The 14,399-nt window shown below is 46.2% G+C and carries 17 protein-coding genes; 4 read left to right on the plus strand and 13 right to left on the minus strand.

Annotated features, from left to right (window positions below):
• Positions 1–32: 32 nt before the first annotated feature.
• Together ligD and ku are read right to left on the minus strand one after the other, a co-directional pair.
• Positions 33–935 carry a non-homologous end-joining DNA ligase gene (ligD, locus tag FXO21_RS06390; RefSeq protein WP_149639316.1) on the minus strand — a complete coding sequence of 301 codons (903 nt, stop codon included), beginning with the start codon at positions 933–935 and terminating at the stop codon, positions 33–35.
• Between the two features lies 1 nt (position 936).
• Positions 937–1,710 carry a non-homologous end joining protein Ku gene (gene ku, locus FXO21_RS06395; RefSeq protein ID WP_149639317.1) on the minus strand — a complete coding sequence of 258 codons (774 nt, stop codon included), beginning with the start codon at positions 1,708–1,710 and terminating at the stop codon, positions 937–939.
• Positions 1,711–2,171: 461 nt separating this feature from the next.
• Here ku and FXO21_RS06400 point away from each other — a divergent pair, with 461 nt between their 5' ends.
• Positions 2,172–2,384, plus strand: coding sequence for a hypothetical protein (locus tag FXO21_RS06400; protein ID WP_149639318.1), 213 nt, complete (start codon positions 2,172–2,174; stop codon positions 2,382–2,384).
• Between the two features lie 293 nt (positions 2,385–2,677).
• On the opposite strand, the gene FXO21_RS06410 is transcribed toward FXO21_RS06400, so the two are convergent.
• The 7 genes from FXO21_RS06410 to FXO21_RS06440 form a co-directional block, all read right to left on the minus strand.
• Positions 2,678–3,973 carry a DUF5690 family protein gene (locus FXO21_RS06410; RefSeq protein WP_149639320.1) on the minus strand — a complete coding sequence of 432 codons (1,296 nt, stop codon included), beginning with the start codon at positions 3,971–3,973 and terminating at the stop codon, positions 2,678–2,680.
• A 15-nt stretch (positions 3,974–3,988) separates the two neighbouring features.
• Entirely contained in the window at positions 3,989–5,347 is a 1,359-nt protein-coding gene (locus FXO21_RS06415; RefSeq protein ID WP_149639321.1) for an aspartate aminotransferase family protein, read from the minus strand.
• A gap of 33 nt (positions 5,348–5,380) precedes the next feature.
• Positions 5,381–7,048, minus strand: a complete 1,668-nt coding sequence (locus FXO21_RS06420) for an alkaline phosphatase family protein (RefSeq protein WP_149639322.1) — start codon at positions 7,046–7,048, stop codon at positions 5,381–5,383.
• Positions 7,049–7,084: 36 nt separating this feature from the next.
• A complete protein-coding gene (locus FXO21_RS06425; protein WP_149639323.1) occupies positions 7,085–8,218 on the minus strand; it encodes a TIGR03364 family FAD-dependent oxidoreductase in 1,134 nt (377 codons plus the stop codon).
• A gap of 28 nt (positions 8,219–8,246) precedes the next feature.
• Entirely contained in the window at positions 8,247–8,939 is a 693-nt protein-coding gene (locus FXO21_RS06430; RefSeq protein ID WP_149639324.1) for an HAD-IA family hydrolase, read from the minus strand.
• 276 nt (positions 8,940–9,215) lie between these two features.
• Positions 9,216–9,794 carry a helix-turn-helix domain-containing protein gene (locus FXO21_RS06435; RefSeq protein WP_149639325.1) on the minus strand — a complete coding sequence of 193 codons (579 nt, stop codon included), beginning with the start codon at positions 9,792–9,794 and terminating at the stop codon, positions 9,216–9,218.
• A 113-nt stretch (positions 9,795–9,907) separates the two neighbouring features.
• Positions 9,908–10,345, minus strand: a complete 438-nt coding sequence (locus FXO21_RS06440) for a carboxymuconolactone decarboxylase family protein (RefSeq protein WP_149639326.1) — start codon at positions 10,343–10,345, stop codon at positions 9,908–9,910.
• Between the two features lie 280 nt (positions 10,346–10,625).
• Between FXO21_RS06440 and FXO21_RS06445 the strand changes: the two genes are divergently transcribed.
• The gene (locus FXO21_RS06445; RefSeq protein ID WP_149639327.1) at positions 10,626–11,084 is read left to right on the plus strand and encodes a Panacea domain-containing protein; all 459 of its coding nucleotides are present in this window, start codon (positions 10,626–10,628) and stop codon (positions 11,082–11,084) included.
• Positions 11,085–11,135: 51 nt separating this feature from the next.
• Positions 11,136–11,591 (plus strand): hypothetical protein, encoded by a 456-nt coding sequence (locus tag FXO21_RS06450; RefSeq protein ID WP_149639328.1) that lies wholly within the window; start codon positions 11,136–11,138, stop codon positions 11,589–11,591.
• Positions 11,592–11,849: 258 nt separating this feature from the next.
• Here the strand turns inward: FXO21_RS06450 and FXO21_RS06455 are convergent, their stop codons facing one another.
• Complete coding sequence (locus tag FXO21_RS06455; RefSeq protein ID WP_149639329.1) at positions 11,850–12,221, minus strand: hypothetical protein; 372 nt, start codon at positions 12,219–12,221, stop codon at positions 11,850–11,852.
• A 99-nt stretch (positions 12,222–12,320) separates the two neighbouring features.
• On the opposite strand from FXO21_RS06455, the gene FXO21_RS06460 reads away from it, so the two are divergent.
• Positions 12,321–12,821, plus strand: a complete 501-nt coding sequence (locus tag FXO21_RS06460; protein ID WP_149639330.1) for a hypothetical protein — start codon at positions 12,321–12,323, stop codon at positions 12,819–12,821.
• A gap of 7 nt (positions 12,822–12,828) precedes the next feature.
• On the opposite strand, the gene FXO21_RS06465 is transcribed toward FXO21_RS06460, so the two are convergent.
• The 3 genes from FXO21_RS06465 to FXO21_RS06475 are packed head-to-tail and all read right to left on the minus strand — an operon-like array spanning position 12,829 to position 14,390.
• Positions 12,829–13,578 (minus strand): GDSL-type esterase/lipase family protein, encoded by a 750-nt coding sequence (locus FXO21_RS06465; protein ID WP_149639331.1) that lies wholly within the window; start codon positions 13,576–13,578, stop codon positions 12,829–12,831.
• A 51-nt stretch (positions 13,579–13,629) separates the two neighbouring features.
• The gene (locus FXO21_RS06470) at positions 13,630–13,857 is read right to left on the minus strand and encodes a DUF2905 domain-containing protein (RefSeq protein ID WP_149639332.1); all 228 of its coding nucleotides are present in this window, start codon (positions 13,855–13,857) and stop codon (positions 13,630–13,632) included.
• A gap of 5 nt (positions 13,858–13,862) precedes the next feature.
• Positions 13,863–14,390 carry a YfiT family bacillithiol transferase gene (locus FXO21_RS06475; protein ID WP_149639333.1) on the minus strand — a complete coding sequence of 176 codons (528 nt, stop codon included), beginning with the start codon at positions 14,388–14,390 and terminating at the stop codon, positions 13,863–13,865.
• Positions 14,391–14,399: the final 9 nt, after the last annotated feature.

Genomic DNA, 14,399 nt, shown 5'->3' on the forward strand with positions numbered 1-14,399 from the left:
ACTCCTAATAAAACCTGGCATTGTGCAGGTGATTAATGCGTTTCGTGCATAGATTCCAGCTTTTGAAGGGCTTTACGGATATCAATGCCTTTGCCTAATACACCTTTGAACAAATCACCCTTCTCCTCGACCCGCTTCAAAATATTCCTGATTGTAAAATCTCCCGGGCGAAGTCCGCTCTTCACTTCCTTCCATTCCAGCGGCGTGGAAACCGTCGCGCCGGGTTTGGGCCTTACGCTGTATGCGCTGGCAAGCGTTTGTGCGATCCGGTTTTGCAGGTAATCGACGTAAATGTGGTTCTTCTTTCTTTTGGATAAGGACCTTTCCAGCGTAGTTAGGCCGGGCAGTATTTCGGTGACCATACTGGCCATAATCTCTGCAAAATCGCGGGCTTCGTCGTAATTGTATTTTTTGTTAAAGGGAATGTAAACATGTAATCCCCGCGAGCCGCTGGTTTTGCAAAAGCCCTCACAGCCGATCTGATCCAGTATTTCCCTGATCGCCAGCGCTACTTCGATGACGTCCTCAAAAGTGTTTTTAGGAGAAGGGTCAATATCCATCACGATATAATCGGGATATTCCAGCTTATTGACTGTCGAATTCCAGGGGTTCATTTCGATGCAACCAAGGTTGGCTACATACAACAGACTTTGGAGATCATTACACAACAGATAATTGACCATTTTGTCTGTGGATTCCGCATGTATCTCCACGGTTTTTACCCAGTCCGGAGCAGAATCGCCTATGTCTTTCTGGAAAAATCCAGGCTCCTTGATCCCGTTTGGCTGTCGCCGCAGCGAGAGCGGGCGGTTTTTGAGATAGGGCAAAATATAAGGCGCGATATTGCTGTAATATTCCAGCAGGTCGCCCTTGGTGATCTGCTCGTCGGGCCAGTATATTTTATCGAGGTTGGTGAGTTCCGCTTTCTTCTTCATATCACGATGCTTTTCGTTTCGGCGCGCTCAGACTTTCTTTCAGCTGCGCCATCAAATCCTTGCTTTTCGAATGCACGATCTTCATTTTCGGCGAGGCTGGTTTTTTGCCTTTCGCCTTCGCCATGATCAGTTTCAGCAGATTTTCATTGTAAGTATCCTTATATCTCGAAATGTCAAAATCTGTGGTCAGCTGCTCGATGAGCTGCACCGCCATATTCATTTCCGCCGGCTTGACCTTGATGTCCGGAATGTTCAGGTCTTCGGCGTCGCGGATTTCCTCGGCAAACCGAATTTTGTTTAAAATCAGCAGATCGCCGGCGGGTTTAATCAGCACCAGACTTTCCCGGTTGCGGAGCACATAAGTGCCCAGTCCGGCTTTTCCGGTTTTTTTCAATGCATCCCGAAGCAGGGCGTATGGTTTTGCACCGGATTTCTCTGGTTGCAGGTAGTAGGGGGTTTCATAGTAAATGCTGTCGATATCCTTTTCGTTGACAAACTCGGCAATCTCGATGATCTTGCTTTTCTCGGGGCTTGCCTTTTCAAAATCCTTCTCATCCAAAATCACATAATCGTCTTCTACTTTGTAACCTTTGACAATATTCTCCCACTGCACTTCCTTACCTGTATTGGCATTTACGCGGTGAAATTTGATATTGGCGTGGTCTTTTTTATCCAGCATGTCCAGGTCGAGCTCGCTGCCCTGTGTGGCGCTGAAAAGTTTGACGGGAATGTTAACAAGGCCAAATCCAATGGCTCCGGACCAAATAGCTCTCATAATTATCGCTCGGCTGATTATAAGAGACAACCCATTCAAAATCCGTGCCTTGGGGCGAAAGGGTATTGTTGCATGGTTGTTGGTGACAACACCAACAATGGGGGGAGGTGTTACCGCACGGTTGTTGGTGACAACACCAACAAAGGCGCCAACACCAACAAAGGCGTCAAAATCAATTCCCCGGATTTCACTCCGGGGACGGAACAAACGCTTCTTCCGGCGACCACATTTTTACACAACAAGCCAGCATTATCTCACTTTTTCAGAGAAAAGTATAAAAAATATTTTCGTTTTGTAACCTTTTCAAATTCAATGTTTTACTAATAAAGTTTTGCTTGTCCCGAAGGAATCAGGCTTAACTCTCGAATTCTATACGTTTCAATGCCGGGGAATCTGGCACATCTTTTTAATAAACCGAATCAAAACATTTCATCATTCAGATACTCCAATCTTAAATCAATATGGTAGCTACATTAGGTAACAACGCAATCAATACCCTAAAACCAGGCGCAGTGCTGACAGTTACAGGCGCCAGAACTGAAACGGACGCTCAAAAAGAGGTTGCAGATTTTCTGCAGTCAAGTAACAGGACAGATCTTGGATATTTCCTTATCTCGAAAGATTACTTTTTGCTGTATACGAAGTCCGGGGGTACTCTGAGTGGTATTGCGTAAGTTTTAATTTTTCGTTACAAAGAAATATGGTACAGTCAGGTACATTCCAATTGCTTGGGCAAAAGCTCATTAACATTATTATCCACAGAGACGACGTAGTTAAAATAGCTCCTATAAAAAAGGGACATGGATGCGTCATTTATTTGAAAAACAAGGTTCCGTACGCGGTAAGTGAAAGTGAGCGGGAAGTTTACAAAAAGTTAAACTGGGTTGCCGCATAACATTATCTGTGGTCATGGAAATAAGAGAAGAGGCGCCGATTTTTTTCGGTGCCTCATATTTTTTATGCACTTTTAAACCACTGCCAGCGGCGAACGGTTTTCAGGCGATTGGCTCCTTTGGCGGGAAAAATATACATTACTAAGTATAAGCAAAAGCACACCAGCCCCGAATTGCAGGTACGAAAACTGGATCAGAACATTGGACCAGCTCAGGTCTTTCAGAAAAAACTCCTTATAAAGCAGCAGCACCACGCTGCCCAGATACCCGATACTTTCACAGATATATACGAAATATCCTGCATTGGCACGGATCCTGTAAAGTGCGATCATTCTGTCGAAAAGCACGGTTTGCAGCAAAGTGTAGTTTAACAACAAACCCATTCCTAAGAAAAGCATCCAGTAAAATCCGCTGATCAATTCCCGTGTGAAGAGAAGTGTAGTACCACCAATCAGTAATAGCCCCGACAGCAGGATCAGGTTAGTGATCCGAAAACCCAGCCTGTTATCTCTCACAAATGCAAGCGAAGCGATGATTACCAGTACGATGAAACCGGTGATCATTTCGGTTTGTGTTAATACGCTGCTTACCCAGTTGGTGTCGATCTCATTCCAGATTTCGATCATAAAATTGTCGCGAAAATCGCGCATAACGACCGTAGAGCCGTAAAATATTACCAGACAAAACACAGGAAAACCGAATTGCTTCATTACCTCCCGCTTATCGTCCCGGGTCATCGGCGGGCGTTCCGCCCTTAACCGGATATCTTCGGCATTAGGGGCCGGGATAAAAGTCAGCATCCAGACAAACAGCAGGAACAATGGCAAAAACAGCGCACCCATCAATGCCGGCATCCAGAATTCCGAAACGCCGGAAAACGAAGTATGGATTTCAATATAAGTAGTTTTAAGAATGCCAGAGGCAACAATCACGCTGATGTTCAGACCGATTGAGAGCATCTCTGTAAACCTGCGCCCCTCCATAAAACTAAAAATCACTCCCCACACCATTCCGAGGGGCAAACCATTTAAAAACAGGAAAATGAAATTGTAAGGATGTGGCACCAGTCCGAACCCAAGCAATGCAACTTCGGCCACTACTATCAGGCTGATCACAAAAGCGATCCGGGTGCCGGGTTTCAGTTCCGAAATGATCCTGATACCCATGAATTTGGAGAGTGTATAACCGGCAACCTGCGCGATAATCAGAACCGCCTTGTAGCTCACATCCCCCATAGCCAGCCCCTCGTAGAGTCCGGCACTGAATGGCTTTCTGAATGCATACATGCAGAAATAAGCACCGAACGAAGCAATAATGGCCCACAAAATGAATAAGGCATTTGAGCGAGCAAGCGTCTCTTTCAGTCGCATATTCCGTAGTTTTTGTCAGACTGAGCCCGACGCGGTTTTCAATGCATTTCGGAGTATTTTCAGCGCTTCCGTCAATTGGGGGCGGGTGATAATAAGCGGGGGCGACAGCTGGATCACATTCCCTTGCGAAACTTTAAAACTCAGCCCGTTTTTCAGGCACTCGTACATCACTGTCTCTGCCTGTTTCACTGCCTTCTCCCTGGTTTCCCGGCTCGTTACCAGTTCAATTCCCCATAACAAGCCGATCCCACGCACATCACCGATAAGCGTGAATTCCCTTTGCAGCCTCGCCAGTTCTTCACGCATAAATTGCTCGTCCTCTCCTACCTTTTCGAGTATATTATTTTGCCCGATATATTCAAACATGGCAAGCGCCAACACGGAGCCGAGCGGGCTTTTCTCGTGGGTAAAATGACCTAGTGAGACATGTTGCGCCACATTATAGGAATCTCTCGCAACAATTGCAGCCATAGGCATTATCCCGCCTCCCAGCCCCTTTCCAAGGCAGATGATGTCCGGCTCGATACCGTAGTGCTCAAATGCGAACATTTTTCCGGTACGTCCGAATGCGATCGGGATTTCGTCGAGGATCAGTAAAACATTGTGTTTTGTACAAATTTCCCGCACTTTCTGCCAGTAGGCCTGAGACGGAATCTGCACATCGGTATTCCGTATTGTTTCGATCAGGAATGCGCCTATATCCCCTTCTTTTTCAATTACATATTCAAGATAGTCCGCATATGCCAAGTCGCCGGTGCCCGCTGCCGCAAAAGGCCCGCGGTAGGTCATCGGCGGCGGGATGCGTTCAACTCCCGGCATCATCGGCCCCATATCTTTCCTGAAATCGAGCTCACCTCCTGCCGAAATAGCATCCAGCGAAGCGCCGTGAAAAGAATCCCAGAGTGACACGACCTTGTGTTTTCCGGTTACAACCCGCGCCAGTTTCAGCGCCATACTGATCGCGGAAGTACCACCGGGAGCAAAAAGTACGCGGTTAAGGTCTGAGGGCATTAAATCACCTAACTTTTTAGCCAGCTCAATGGCGGGGATATTGGTATATCTTCTTGGAGAAAAAGGCAGAATATCCAGCTGCTCTTTGAGCTTCTCAACAATATATGGATTGCGGTAACCCAGCTGATGCACATTATTCCCATGGAAATCCATGTAGGTTTTGCCCTGAATATCAGTCAGGTAAATACCCTCACAGGACGCAAGAACGTCCAAACAGGGAGTAGATAAGGATTGGTGCAGAAAGTGCGCCTCGTCCTCGCGGAGATAGGAGATCGTTTCCGGATCGCTGATCAAAGCATACCAATCTCGTCGCGCGGACGATAGGTTAATGTCTCCCTCTGTTCGGTTGTGCGCGTCTGCCATATTGCTAGCTGTCCGGATGTAATTTTGATTCGCTTATTTAATAAAAAGCTTGTCAGCGGGTATCAGCTGCTTTGTCAGCCCGGGGCCTTTATAAAACGCGTCCAGCCAGAAACCACCGCCATTATTATAGTAATCGATGCGAATAGGATGTTTGCCGGCTTTCAATTCCACAGAGCCAGACTTCTCCTGAACGGCATGATTTCCGTCGTTGTCAACTACTTCTTTATTGTCGATAAAAAGCTTGCTGCCGTCGTCGGACTGTGTTGAGAAAGTGTATTTTCCTGGCTTATCAATCTGGATAAAACCTTCAAACCGCATTGCAAAGCTTTCGTTACCTGCTGTAAACAGCTTACTTACCTGCCCTTTGTCCATATTGAATTCGACGGTAACCCAGCTCCTGCCCTTTTGTAATTTGGTAAAATCGGGCAGCTTTTTCAAATCTTTTCCGGGATAAAAAGTAGCGGTCAATCCATTCCCGGTTTTTGAATCAACAACCCTGAAATAAGCAGTTGTACGCTGACTGGGGTTACCTTTCTCATCAAAGCTCCTCGCCTTGACAACCGTGGTCCTGTCCAATACAAATTCTTTTTCGAAAACCGGCGAAGACTGGTTCGGCTCGCTGCCATCTGTGGTGTAGCGCGTCACACCATTTTTAGCCTTTGTCTCAATTTTTACCAAAGGTTTTTTGTCAATATAGAGCCCACCTGCCTGCGCGTACAGATTTCTGTCGGGATAAATAACCGGCATTTGAACCGCTTTTTCACCCAGCCACAGATTTTCTGGTTCTTTCAAACCTTCAAAAGCGGGTTTCACCGGCCTGCCGATCCAGGCATAAGGCTGCCCGACACCCAGGGCGAAAGCGATTGTAGAAGCCAGGTCATAAGTGTAGACCTGCTGCGCAACCTCGTAACCCTTTTTTACACCTTTGCCATAAAAAACACCGGTTATCTCGGCTTCCTGTGGCGTAGCACCCCCATGCCCGTATCCCATTCCGCCGTGATCGGCCCAGAGAATCACGAGCGTTTTGTCCATGATCCCAGCTTCTTCAATACTCGCAAGAATTTTCCCCACCAGCGAATCCGCTTTGACAACGGACTGATAATATTCCGCTGAACCGTGCCCGCCGTGGTGGCCCGCATGGTCTACGTGGTCGAGGTGAACGAAACCCAGTGTTGGCTTTTTTGTTTTAATATATTTGATAAAGTCCGCGGTGGTAGAATCTTCGGTAGAGAAATGTTTGTCGTAGCTGACCGCATTCTTTTGAAATAGTCTTCCAAATCCGCCCCAGTGATAAACGGTACCAATTTCGGCTTCGGGGCGGGCTTTATGCAACACACTGAAAATCGTCGGAAAACGACCGTCGGCCTCATTGACGATCGGAGGCAGTGTGTGATCGTCCATTTCCCAATCATTATCGATAATTCCGTGCTGCTCGGGCCCGGCACCCATGATCATCGACGCCCAGTTCTGGCTGCTCGCGGTGGTCAGAACAGTACGCACATTCCATTTCACACTTCCCCCGGCGATCATTTTATCGATGAAGGGCGTTTCCGCTTTTTTAATACCATCGGGACTTAACCCATCGACGCCGATCACAATTACGTGCTCGATGCCTGCTGGTAATTCGCTGGCACTTTCAAAAGAAACCAATGCGAGAGAACAGGCAAAAACAGGGAGCAAAACCCGGAACGGATTTTTCATATCAAAAGGGTTTAGGAATAGTAGTAAGCGGATATATTAATCAAGAGGCGAATAAGTCCCTCCAATCACTTCGTCGCAAAGACCGAAAGAAAGTGTCATTCCGTTGCCGCCGAGGCCGTTGATGATAGTAACACCATTTTCAGGCTTGATCACGATTTCGGTTTTTCCGTTCGTCAGCTTGGGATATATCCCGTGCCAGGTCTGAAAAATTTTCGGCGATTTGAACCTGGCAAAAGTAGCCAGGTAATCCAGGATCATGGTATTGATAAATTCCCGGTCAAAAGGATCAAAAGTAAGTGCGTACTCGTGGGAATCGCCAACCGTGATCTCCCCTAACCCATTTTGTGAGGCCATGACATGGATTCCCCATTTCAATTGCTCGGCATATTCGCTTTCGTACCGGGCTTTCAATCCCGGCAGCGACGCAGCTGCTTTGAAACCGTGGTAATGTATGAGCGACAAACCGCCGCACAATGCCGGCCCGATCCGCCAGTTCTCTGGCTGGGCTTCCAGTCGCAGCATTTGCAGCTTGCATTTGGTGAGCGGGGCAGCGCTGAAATGCTCGGGATAAAGCGTTTCAAAATCCTGTCCGCTGCAAACAAAAATCTCATCGGCCGACCAGCTTTTTGCTCCCGAGACAGCATTTGGAAAATTGATTTCCGAAATAGCCGTATTCCAGATAAAGGTAACACCGAGCGTTTCTTCCAGATAACCAGGTATCGCTGCGATCGCTTCCCGTGGGTCGACGATCATTTCGTCTTCTGAATAAAGAGAACCCAGCAAGCCGGTCCCATTGACAGCAGGCGATTTTTCCAGCGTGTCCGCTGCGTTCAGAAAGCTTACCGGCCTGTACGAACTCACTTCAACAAATTGCTGAATCACTTCTTTTTCGTCGTTGGAATAAGCCATATGCAGGCTTCCCGCCTCCTGCGACCAGCATTTTGCGCCAGCAAGGACCTCTTTCCAAATGCTTTTGGCATGCAGCGCTCTTTCGTAAAGCTCTCCCTCGGGCTGACCTATCGGCCATACCATTCCAAAGTTTCGGATGGAAGCGCCGACAGCTTTCGAAGATCTCTCAATTATAGTTACCCGATAACCTCTGACAGCCAGTGCACGCGCGGTAGCAAGCCCAACAATGCCAGCCCCGATTACAATTGCAGATTTGCTCATTTGAATAAACTAACTGATTTACAACTGGCTACACTAAACTGTGACTTGGAGAAACGATTTTGACAACATCGGCAATATCGTCGATAATATGGGTTGCCTTATAAGGAAGTAATGCTTCCCGCGTGAATGCACCGGTAGTGACGCCGATCACGTATTTACAACCGGCATTGATGCCTTCATTAATATCCACTTCTGTATCACCTACTTTTGCAACGCAATCCGGCGAACTGATTTGCAATTCTGCGATTATTTTATTGATCATGTCCGGATAAGGCCGCCCGTGGGGTACTTCATCACTGGCTACCAGGGTATCGATCTTATCTTCCCAGCCCAGTCTGCCGACGATCACATTGGCTATATCTCTTGAAAAACCGGTGTTTAATGCAATTTTTATCCCCGCTGCACGCAGCGCCGCAAAAGCATCTTCCACATTTGGAAGCGGAGCGATTTCACTGGTGGTACTGTAAAAACCGATCATTTCATCCACAAACCTTTTATGAATACCGCTTATCAGCTCAGGTGTGATCTTCGATTGAACCGGCTCATGCGCTTCCAGCATCATTTTGATTGCCAGCGGCTTTTCATAACCCATTAAAGGATTGATCTTTTCAATGGCCACGTCGTAACCCCGCGATTGCATCGCAGTTTGAAAAGCAATACCGACATAATTTCTGTCCCTGACCGTCGTACCGGCCATATCGAAAACAACTAGCTCTATCATCGTCACTTCTGGAATAATTGGTGAAAAAACTGATTCGAACAATCAAATAGTAAAGTATTACTTAACTATCCGGACAATCGGGAAGGTAAAATCCAATACATAGATCCAAACTAGCCCACAGAGATTAGTCTGATCAATAATCGTTTATTCGTGAGCATTAAACATTTACAACTGACTGTCCTTACAAAACTAAGAAAATCCGTTTAAATACAAATTAAGAAAATGTTAATTTATATTTAACTTTAAGGACTAAAATTTTGCTTGTGTCAAGTCTGGCTACACTGATTCGTGAAAGAAGTAGATAACCAGCAGCAGCACTTCGTCGCCATCGATGCATTTGGGGTTATGCAACTCGTTGGCATCGAAAAACATGGAATCGCCCTGTCGGAGTACATATTTGTTTTTCCCGACTGTATATTCCACTGAACCCTGCAGGACATATTTGAATTCGAATGCATTGGTCTTTACCATTGGCCTCTTCGCATCTTTTTCGAGCCTGAGGAGCACCACATCGATGTGATTATCTTTGAATTGCTTGCTGAAAATCCGGTGGTAGTAATATCCTTTTGCATTTTCCTTCGTGAAGGGCTGGTAATCTTCCTTCCTGCGTATCAGCACATTCTCGCCGGGTGTTTTTGAAATAATATCATTAAAAAAAACATTCAGATCGATGTCCAAAGCTTTGATCAGCCCAAGCATTACTGGCAGCGAAGGAATGGTGCGGCTATTTTCGATTTGGGAAACCAGGCTTTTGGTAACGCCCGCCTCGTCGGCGATTTCCTGAAGGGTGACTCCTTTGTTCTTTCTTGCCTCCTTTAATTTGTTGCTGATCTGCAAAAGAATGTCTTCCTGCATGCGGCTTTATAGTGAAATGAAACTGACTTAATCTCCACATAATGATACGACCTAAATTTTACTTACCATAAAAAAGATGTCTCCCGGCGCTTTGCCCCGGGAAATCATTGAGGCTATTCAGGCAGTAACCGGTCCGTGATCACGATACGGTTCCAGGCGTTGATCGTCACAATGGCCAGTATCACCAAACGGGTATAAGGCTCACCGAGCAAACTCATTGCATGATCATAAACCCTGTCACTTACGCCGTGCTCGGCTATTTGTGTTACTTCTTCGGTCAACTCGAGTATTGCCATTTCTTCTGCTGTGTAAAGCTGAGTTTCTCTCCACACACTCAAAAGATATATTTTCTCTTCACTCATCCCCATTTTTCGCGCTGCTTTGGCGTGCATATGAATACAATAAGCGCAGCCATTTATTTGCGACGCGCGTATTTTGATAAGCTTATAATGCATTTTGTCCAACATGCTTTCGGCCATAAAGTTTTCAAGATGGCGCACGGTGGCATGGGTGGCAGGATCGATTTTATTGGTTGGATTTCTGGTTTTCATCACACTTTCAGACTATTGAAACAAAATCAAAATTAATTTCAAACTCAATAGATAAAGCGATCCATTTCTCAATGTTTCAGGTAGTCCAGACCTTATTATTTAATCGCGCCATTTTTATTTTTTGAAACAAATTCCGGAAGCCTGGTATCCTGGTTTAAAATCAGGAGTCGACTAGCTATCAACCGATAACGAAACTATTTTTTGGGAATATTTCGTTATATTTAGGACATTTTGAAGCCTTTTATTTTCATTTCCTTCTCACAAACTAAGAATTCCGGACATGCACGACGCAATTAAAGTAGCTTGTTATTTCGTGAATCTGGGCATTGTCGACGACGTGCCGCTTACCAATATGAAACTGCAAAAGGTGCTTTACCTCGCCAACGGAATGCATCTGGCACTTACTGAAAAGCCATTGCTGTCTGACGACATTCAGGCGTGGCGATACGGACCTGTTATACCGTCTGTTTACAATACATTTAAAGGCTGGGCCGACAAGCCGATCACCGCCCCCCAACCGTCAGGCGACCTGAACCTGGACGCCAATACGCAATCAATCCTGCTCGACGTGTGGAACATCACGAAAAGTGTAGACGGCATTAAGCTCGCCAACTGGACACATTTGCCGGGTTCTCCATGGGACGAAGCGGTAAAACGTGCACTGAACACAACGATCAGCCCGGACCTGACAAAACAATATTTCAAAGAATCTTTTAATATCTCAACTCAGGAAGCTTAATCCGGCGCCGGAAAATCAGAGTTGTCGCCAGTAAAGAAAGCCCGCACCACGATGCCATCTACAAATATTGTCCAGCATGTAGCCGACGTCATTAACAGCCAGTCTGACATCCCGGACCAGATTACTGCTGACACGCAGGCTTTCGTATCCCGCGATCCAAAAAATACAGCGGGCTATGCGGAGGAAAAAAACCGGGCTGAGCTGGAAAGCTACCGGCAGGATACCAAGGAACGGAAAAAATATGCCGAACTAATTTTCTGGATGGTCGCGCTGTGGCTGGGCGGAATATTCCTGATTATATTAATGGTAGGATTCAGGACGATCAATATTCACACCACTTCCCTGATGCCTCCTTTTCAGGTCACTCGATCTGAATTTAATCTGGAATTTACGCTTTCCAACGAGGTGACGATAGCCCTGATCACAACAACAACCATCAACGTGGCCGCTTTTTTTCTGGCAGTTACCAAATACCTGTTTCCCAATCGCGGAAGGGGAAATGACTGATTTAGGGGGCACCGTCGGGATTCATAATAGAGAATACCCACGAAGAGCAGATACGCAAGCGTTGTTGGTGACAACACCAACTGCGGCTGGAAGGCAATGGCAATTGCGCAAATGTTGTTGGTGACAACACCAACAAGGGTGGAAACACTAACCGATGCTGGCCCTTGTTGGTGACAACACCAACAATGGCGGAAACACCAACAAGGGCCGGAAGGCCAAAATCAATTGCCCCGGACTTCAGTCCGGGGAGAACAAAAATCAATATCTTTTTAATCCGGGATCATAAAAGCTCTTCCAGGTTTCAATGGCTTCTTCCACTGTTTCCGGGGGTGATTGCAGATATGCTTTTACTTTCCCGAGGTTTTCGGAATTCGATTCCTTCACTGCGTATTTTACCAGATTAACCAGCAGGCCGTCGATTATACTGGTGCTAGCATGCGCATTTTTATCGTATTTCTTATACCATTCTTCATTCAGGAACACATATCCCGAATACCTGTACACGTCGGAAAAACCGAATGCATCGATCACGACCGGCTCGGTTGGTTGTTCCTTATCTAACTCTTTATCGCTGAAATTTTCTCGTCCGTCGCCCAGGAGGCCGATGAATCTGTAAGTTTTTACGGTCATTTATTTATAAAAAGATTGATTTGACAGTGAGGAAAATTATCATGCCGCAAACCTGGCGCTTTTGTTTGGTTAACTTTGCGGTTTAGCAACTATTTCCCGATGATACGCATTTCAACGCTTCCTCTGATCGAAAACCTCGAACAATTTTATGCAGCGAAACTCATTTTGCTGGTCGACGCATTGCTGGTGGGCGACGCCCCCCGCAGCATGAGGGAACATATCAAGAATCATTACGGCGGATTTATACACGACAAGAAAACTTACATCCCAATCACATTAACGGGTAACCCGGAAAGCCTGATCGCAAATGCCGGGAAGCCCATTCACTTCAAATTTGACCACGGCTTTGAGAATCATTATCAGTTCGACGGTAACATCGACGCGGCGATCTGGCATAAAAAGTTGTACGACATGTCTGCCTTTATCGGCGCCTCAGCTGTGAATTTCGAGCGGGAAGAAACATTCATTATAGAGCGATATATAACTGGGTTCCAACCATATATTGATCTCGACCCTGTTAAAAGCCTTTTAACACTTCCGAAATCAACCGCTTCCATAGGAACCCGGCCAATGCTTGGATTAAAGCCGGTTCGCAAATAGCATCACGTTACAATACGGCTTTCGCAATCGCCTTTCCCCAATATCGCCCTAAAACTGCGACTCCTTCCTCGTTGGGATGCAGATAGAAGACGCCTTGCTGTCCATTTTCCGGCTTAAATAGCTTTAAATGATTTTTTTTAAAGTATTTAAATGCTTTGGTATCACCTTTAAAGACAAGGCCCGGATTTGTATTGTCGTAATCTTTCACCATCGCATCAAGCTCGGGGATGTAGGTTTTTAGTCTTTCCAGCCCCTCTTCGAGATATTTTGAACGGTTGTAGGTATTGGTACTGTACCAAATCGGATGCTGCACTACTACTTTGCATCCGGGGTATTTCCCCAGCAATTCCGAGATGATAGTTTGCATATTTTTCCTGTAATCCTCCTTCGCAACGGGCGCGCCGTTTGGACCTTCGATCGCACTATCATTCGTGCCGAGCTTCATTGAAAAGATAAGCTGATGGTCTTTTTTTGCAAACAGGCTGTCGGCAGCCTTTGTAGCAAGTATGAAGTATTTCCCGCTTCCTGGAAGCCAGTCCACCGTCGTAGAGCCGCTTTTTCCGACATTGACAAATGCTACATCATCAACTCCCTTTTGCTCTTTGAGATAATTAACCGCGTGCGTTGGTGGCGGAAAACCGTTAGCGCCTCCTTTCCCCTGGGTAATACTGTTTCCAATAAATACGATGGAAAGCTTGTTTTGCCCGAAAGTCAGCTGGGCTAAAAGCAGGAATAGTATCAAAAACTTTGATCTCATTGCATATTCTGAAAGGTAATGTGAAGCATACAAGAACTCAAACACGAATTTCTACCCCAGAAACCGCCTTACGATCCAGATAATCAGGTTCAGCAGGCCGCTCAGGAGCAGCATCGTAGTTATTGGAAAGTAAAACTTGAAGTTTTCTCTTTCCACCCGAATATCCCCCGGAAGCCGGCCCAGCCAATGCAGTTTGTCACTCAGAAAATAGACGATGATACCGACTGCCACCACTGCGATGCCGATTAATATGATGTATTTGCCGGTAGCCTGTGACACTCTGTCTATTCGATTTTACCAAGAGCCAGCTCAATATGTGCGAAATGGTGGGTTACATGCCAGGCCGACATAGCCAATGCATGGCGCTGACTCAGCCAGATTTTTCTGAGGGGATGAAAATAAGCGATATCCAGCTGGTCGGCCGTAAGCGACTTTGCAAGATACAGGTACCTCTCGCCAATCTTCTCGAAAATGGCCAGTGAAGTATCGATCGGCATGTCTTTGGCTTCCACCGTTTCTGCCCAACCGTCCATATTAATAAGTGTTACCTCTTTATAATCGGGCTCGGTGAGTGCTTTTTTCATTCGAAAGAAGTGGAGCAAATGAATATCCGCCACGTGGTGGACCAGTTGCCGCACCGTCCAGCTTCCTTCCCGGTATGTTTTGTCAAGGTCGCTTTCTGCAAGGTCTGCCACGAGCTCGCGGTAATCGGCAGGAGCGGATTCAATAACGCTGATCAAATTGGCCAGTTCTTCGTCTGTGTAACGCTCTTGCCAAGTAAACTGTCCTATCGGATATTTTCTATCGGTCATTGTTAGATG

Origin of the sequence: Dyadobacter sp. UC 10, from assembly GCF_008369915.1 — a bacterium.
Classification (GTDB): Bacteria; Bacteroidota; Bacteroidia; order Cytophagales; family Spirosomataceae; genus Dyadobacter.

Coding starts and splice junctions, on each gene's coding strand:
- FXO21_RS06420 (WP_149639322.1), bottom strand. CDS start 7,048: ATGAAAAATCCGTTCCGGGTTTTGCTCCCTGTTTTTGCCTGTTCTCTC.
- FXO21_RS06440 (WP_149639326.1), bottom strand. CDS start 10,345: ATGAAAACCAGAAATCCAACCAATAAAATCGATCCTGCCACCCATGCC.
- FXO21_RS06425 (WP_149639323.1), bottom strand. CDS start 8,218: ATGAGCAAATCTGCAATTGTAATCGGGGCTGGCATTGTTGGGCTTGCT.
- FXO21_RS06410 (WP_149639320.1), bottom strand. CDS start 3,973: ATGCGACTGAAAGAGACGCTTGCTCGCTCAAATGCCTTATTCATTTTG.
- FXO21_RS06460 (WP_149639330.1), top strand. CDS start 12,321: ATGATACGCATTTCAACGCTTCCTCTGATCGAAAACCTCGAACAATTT.
- FXO21_RS06415 (WP_149639321.1), bottom strand. CDS start 5,347: ATGGCAGACGCGCACAACCGAACAGAGGGAGACATTAACCTATCGTCC.
- FXO21_RS06430 (WP_149639324.1), bottom strand. CDS start 8,939: ATGATAGAGCTAGTTGTTTTCGATATGGCCGGTACGACGGTCAGGGAC.
- ku (WP_149639317.1), bottom strand. CDS start 1,710: ATGAGAGCTATTTGGTCCGGAGCCATTGGATTTGGCCTTGTTAACATT.
- FXO21_RS06455 (WP_149639329.1), bottom strand. CDS start 12,221: ATGACCGTAAAAACTTACAGATTCATCGGCCTCCTGGGCGACGGACGA.
- FXO21_RS06445 (WP_149639327.1), top strand. CDS start 10,626: ATGCACGACGCAATTAAAGTAGCTTGTTATTTCGTGAATCTGGGCATT.
- FXO21_RS06435 (WP_149639325.1), bottom strand. CDS start 9,794: ATGCAGGAAGACATTCTTTTGCAGATCAGCAACAAATTAAAGGAGGCA.
- FXO21_RS06450 (WP_149639328.1), top strand. CDS start 11,136: ATGCCATCTACAAATATTGTCCAGCATGTAGCCGACGTCATTAACAGC.
- FXO21_RS06400 (WP_149639318.1), top strand. CDS start 2,172: ATGGTAGCTACATTAGGTAACAACGCAATCAATACCCTAAAACCAGGC.
- FXO21_RS06475 (WP_149639333.1), bottom strand. CDS start 14,390: ATGACCGATAGAAAATATCCGATAGGACAGTTTACTTGGCAAGAGCGT.
- FXO21_RS06465 (WP_149639331.1), bottom strand. CDS start 13,578: ATGAGATCAAAGTTTTTGATACTATTCCTGCTTTTAGCCCAGCTGACT.
- ligD (WP_149639316.1), bottom strand. CDS start 935: ATGAAGAAGAAAGCGGAACTCACCAACCTCGATAAAATATACTGGCCC.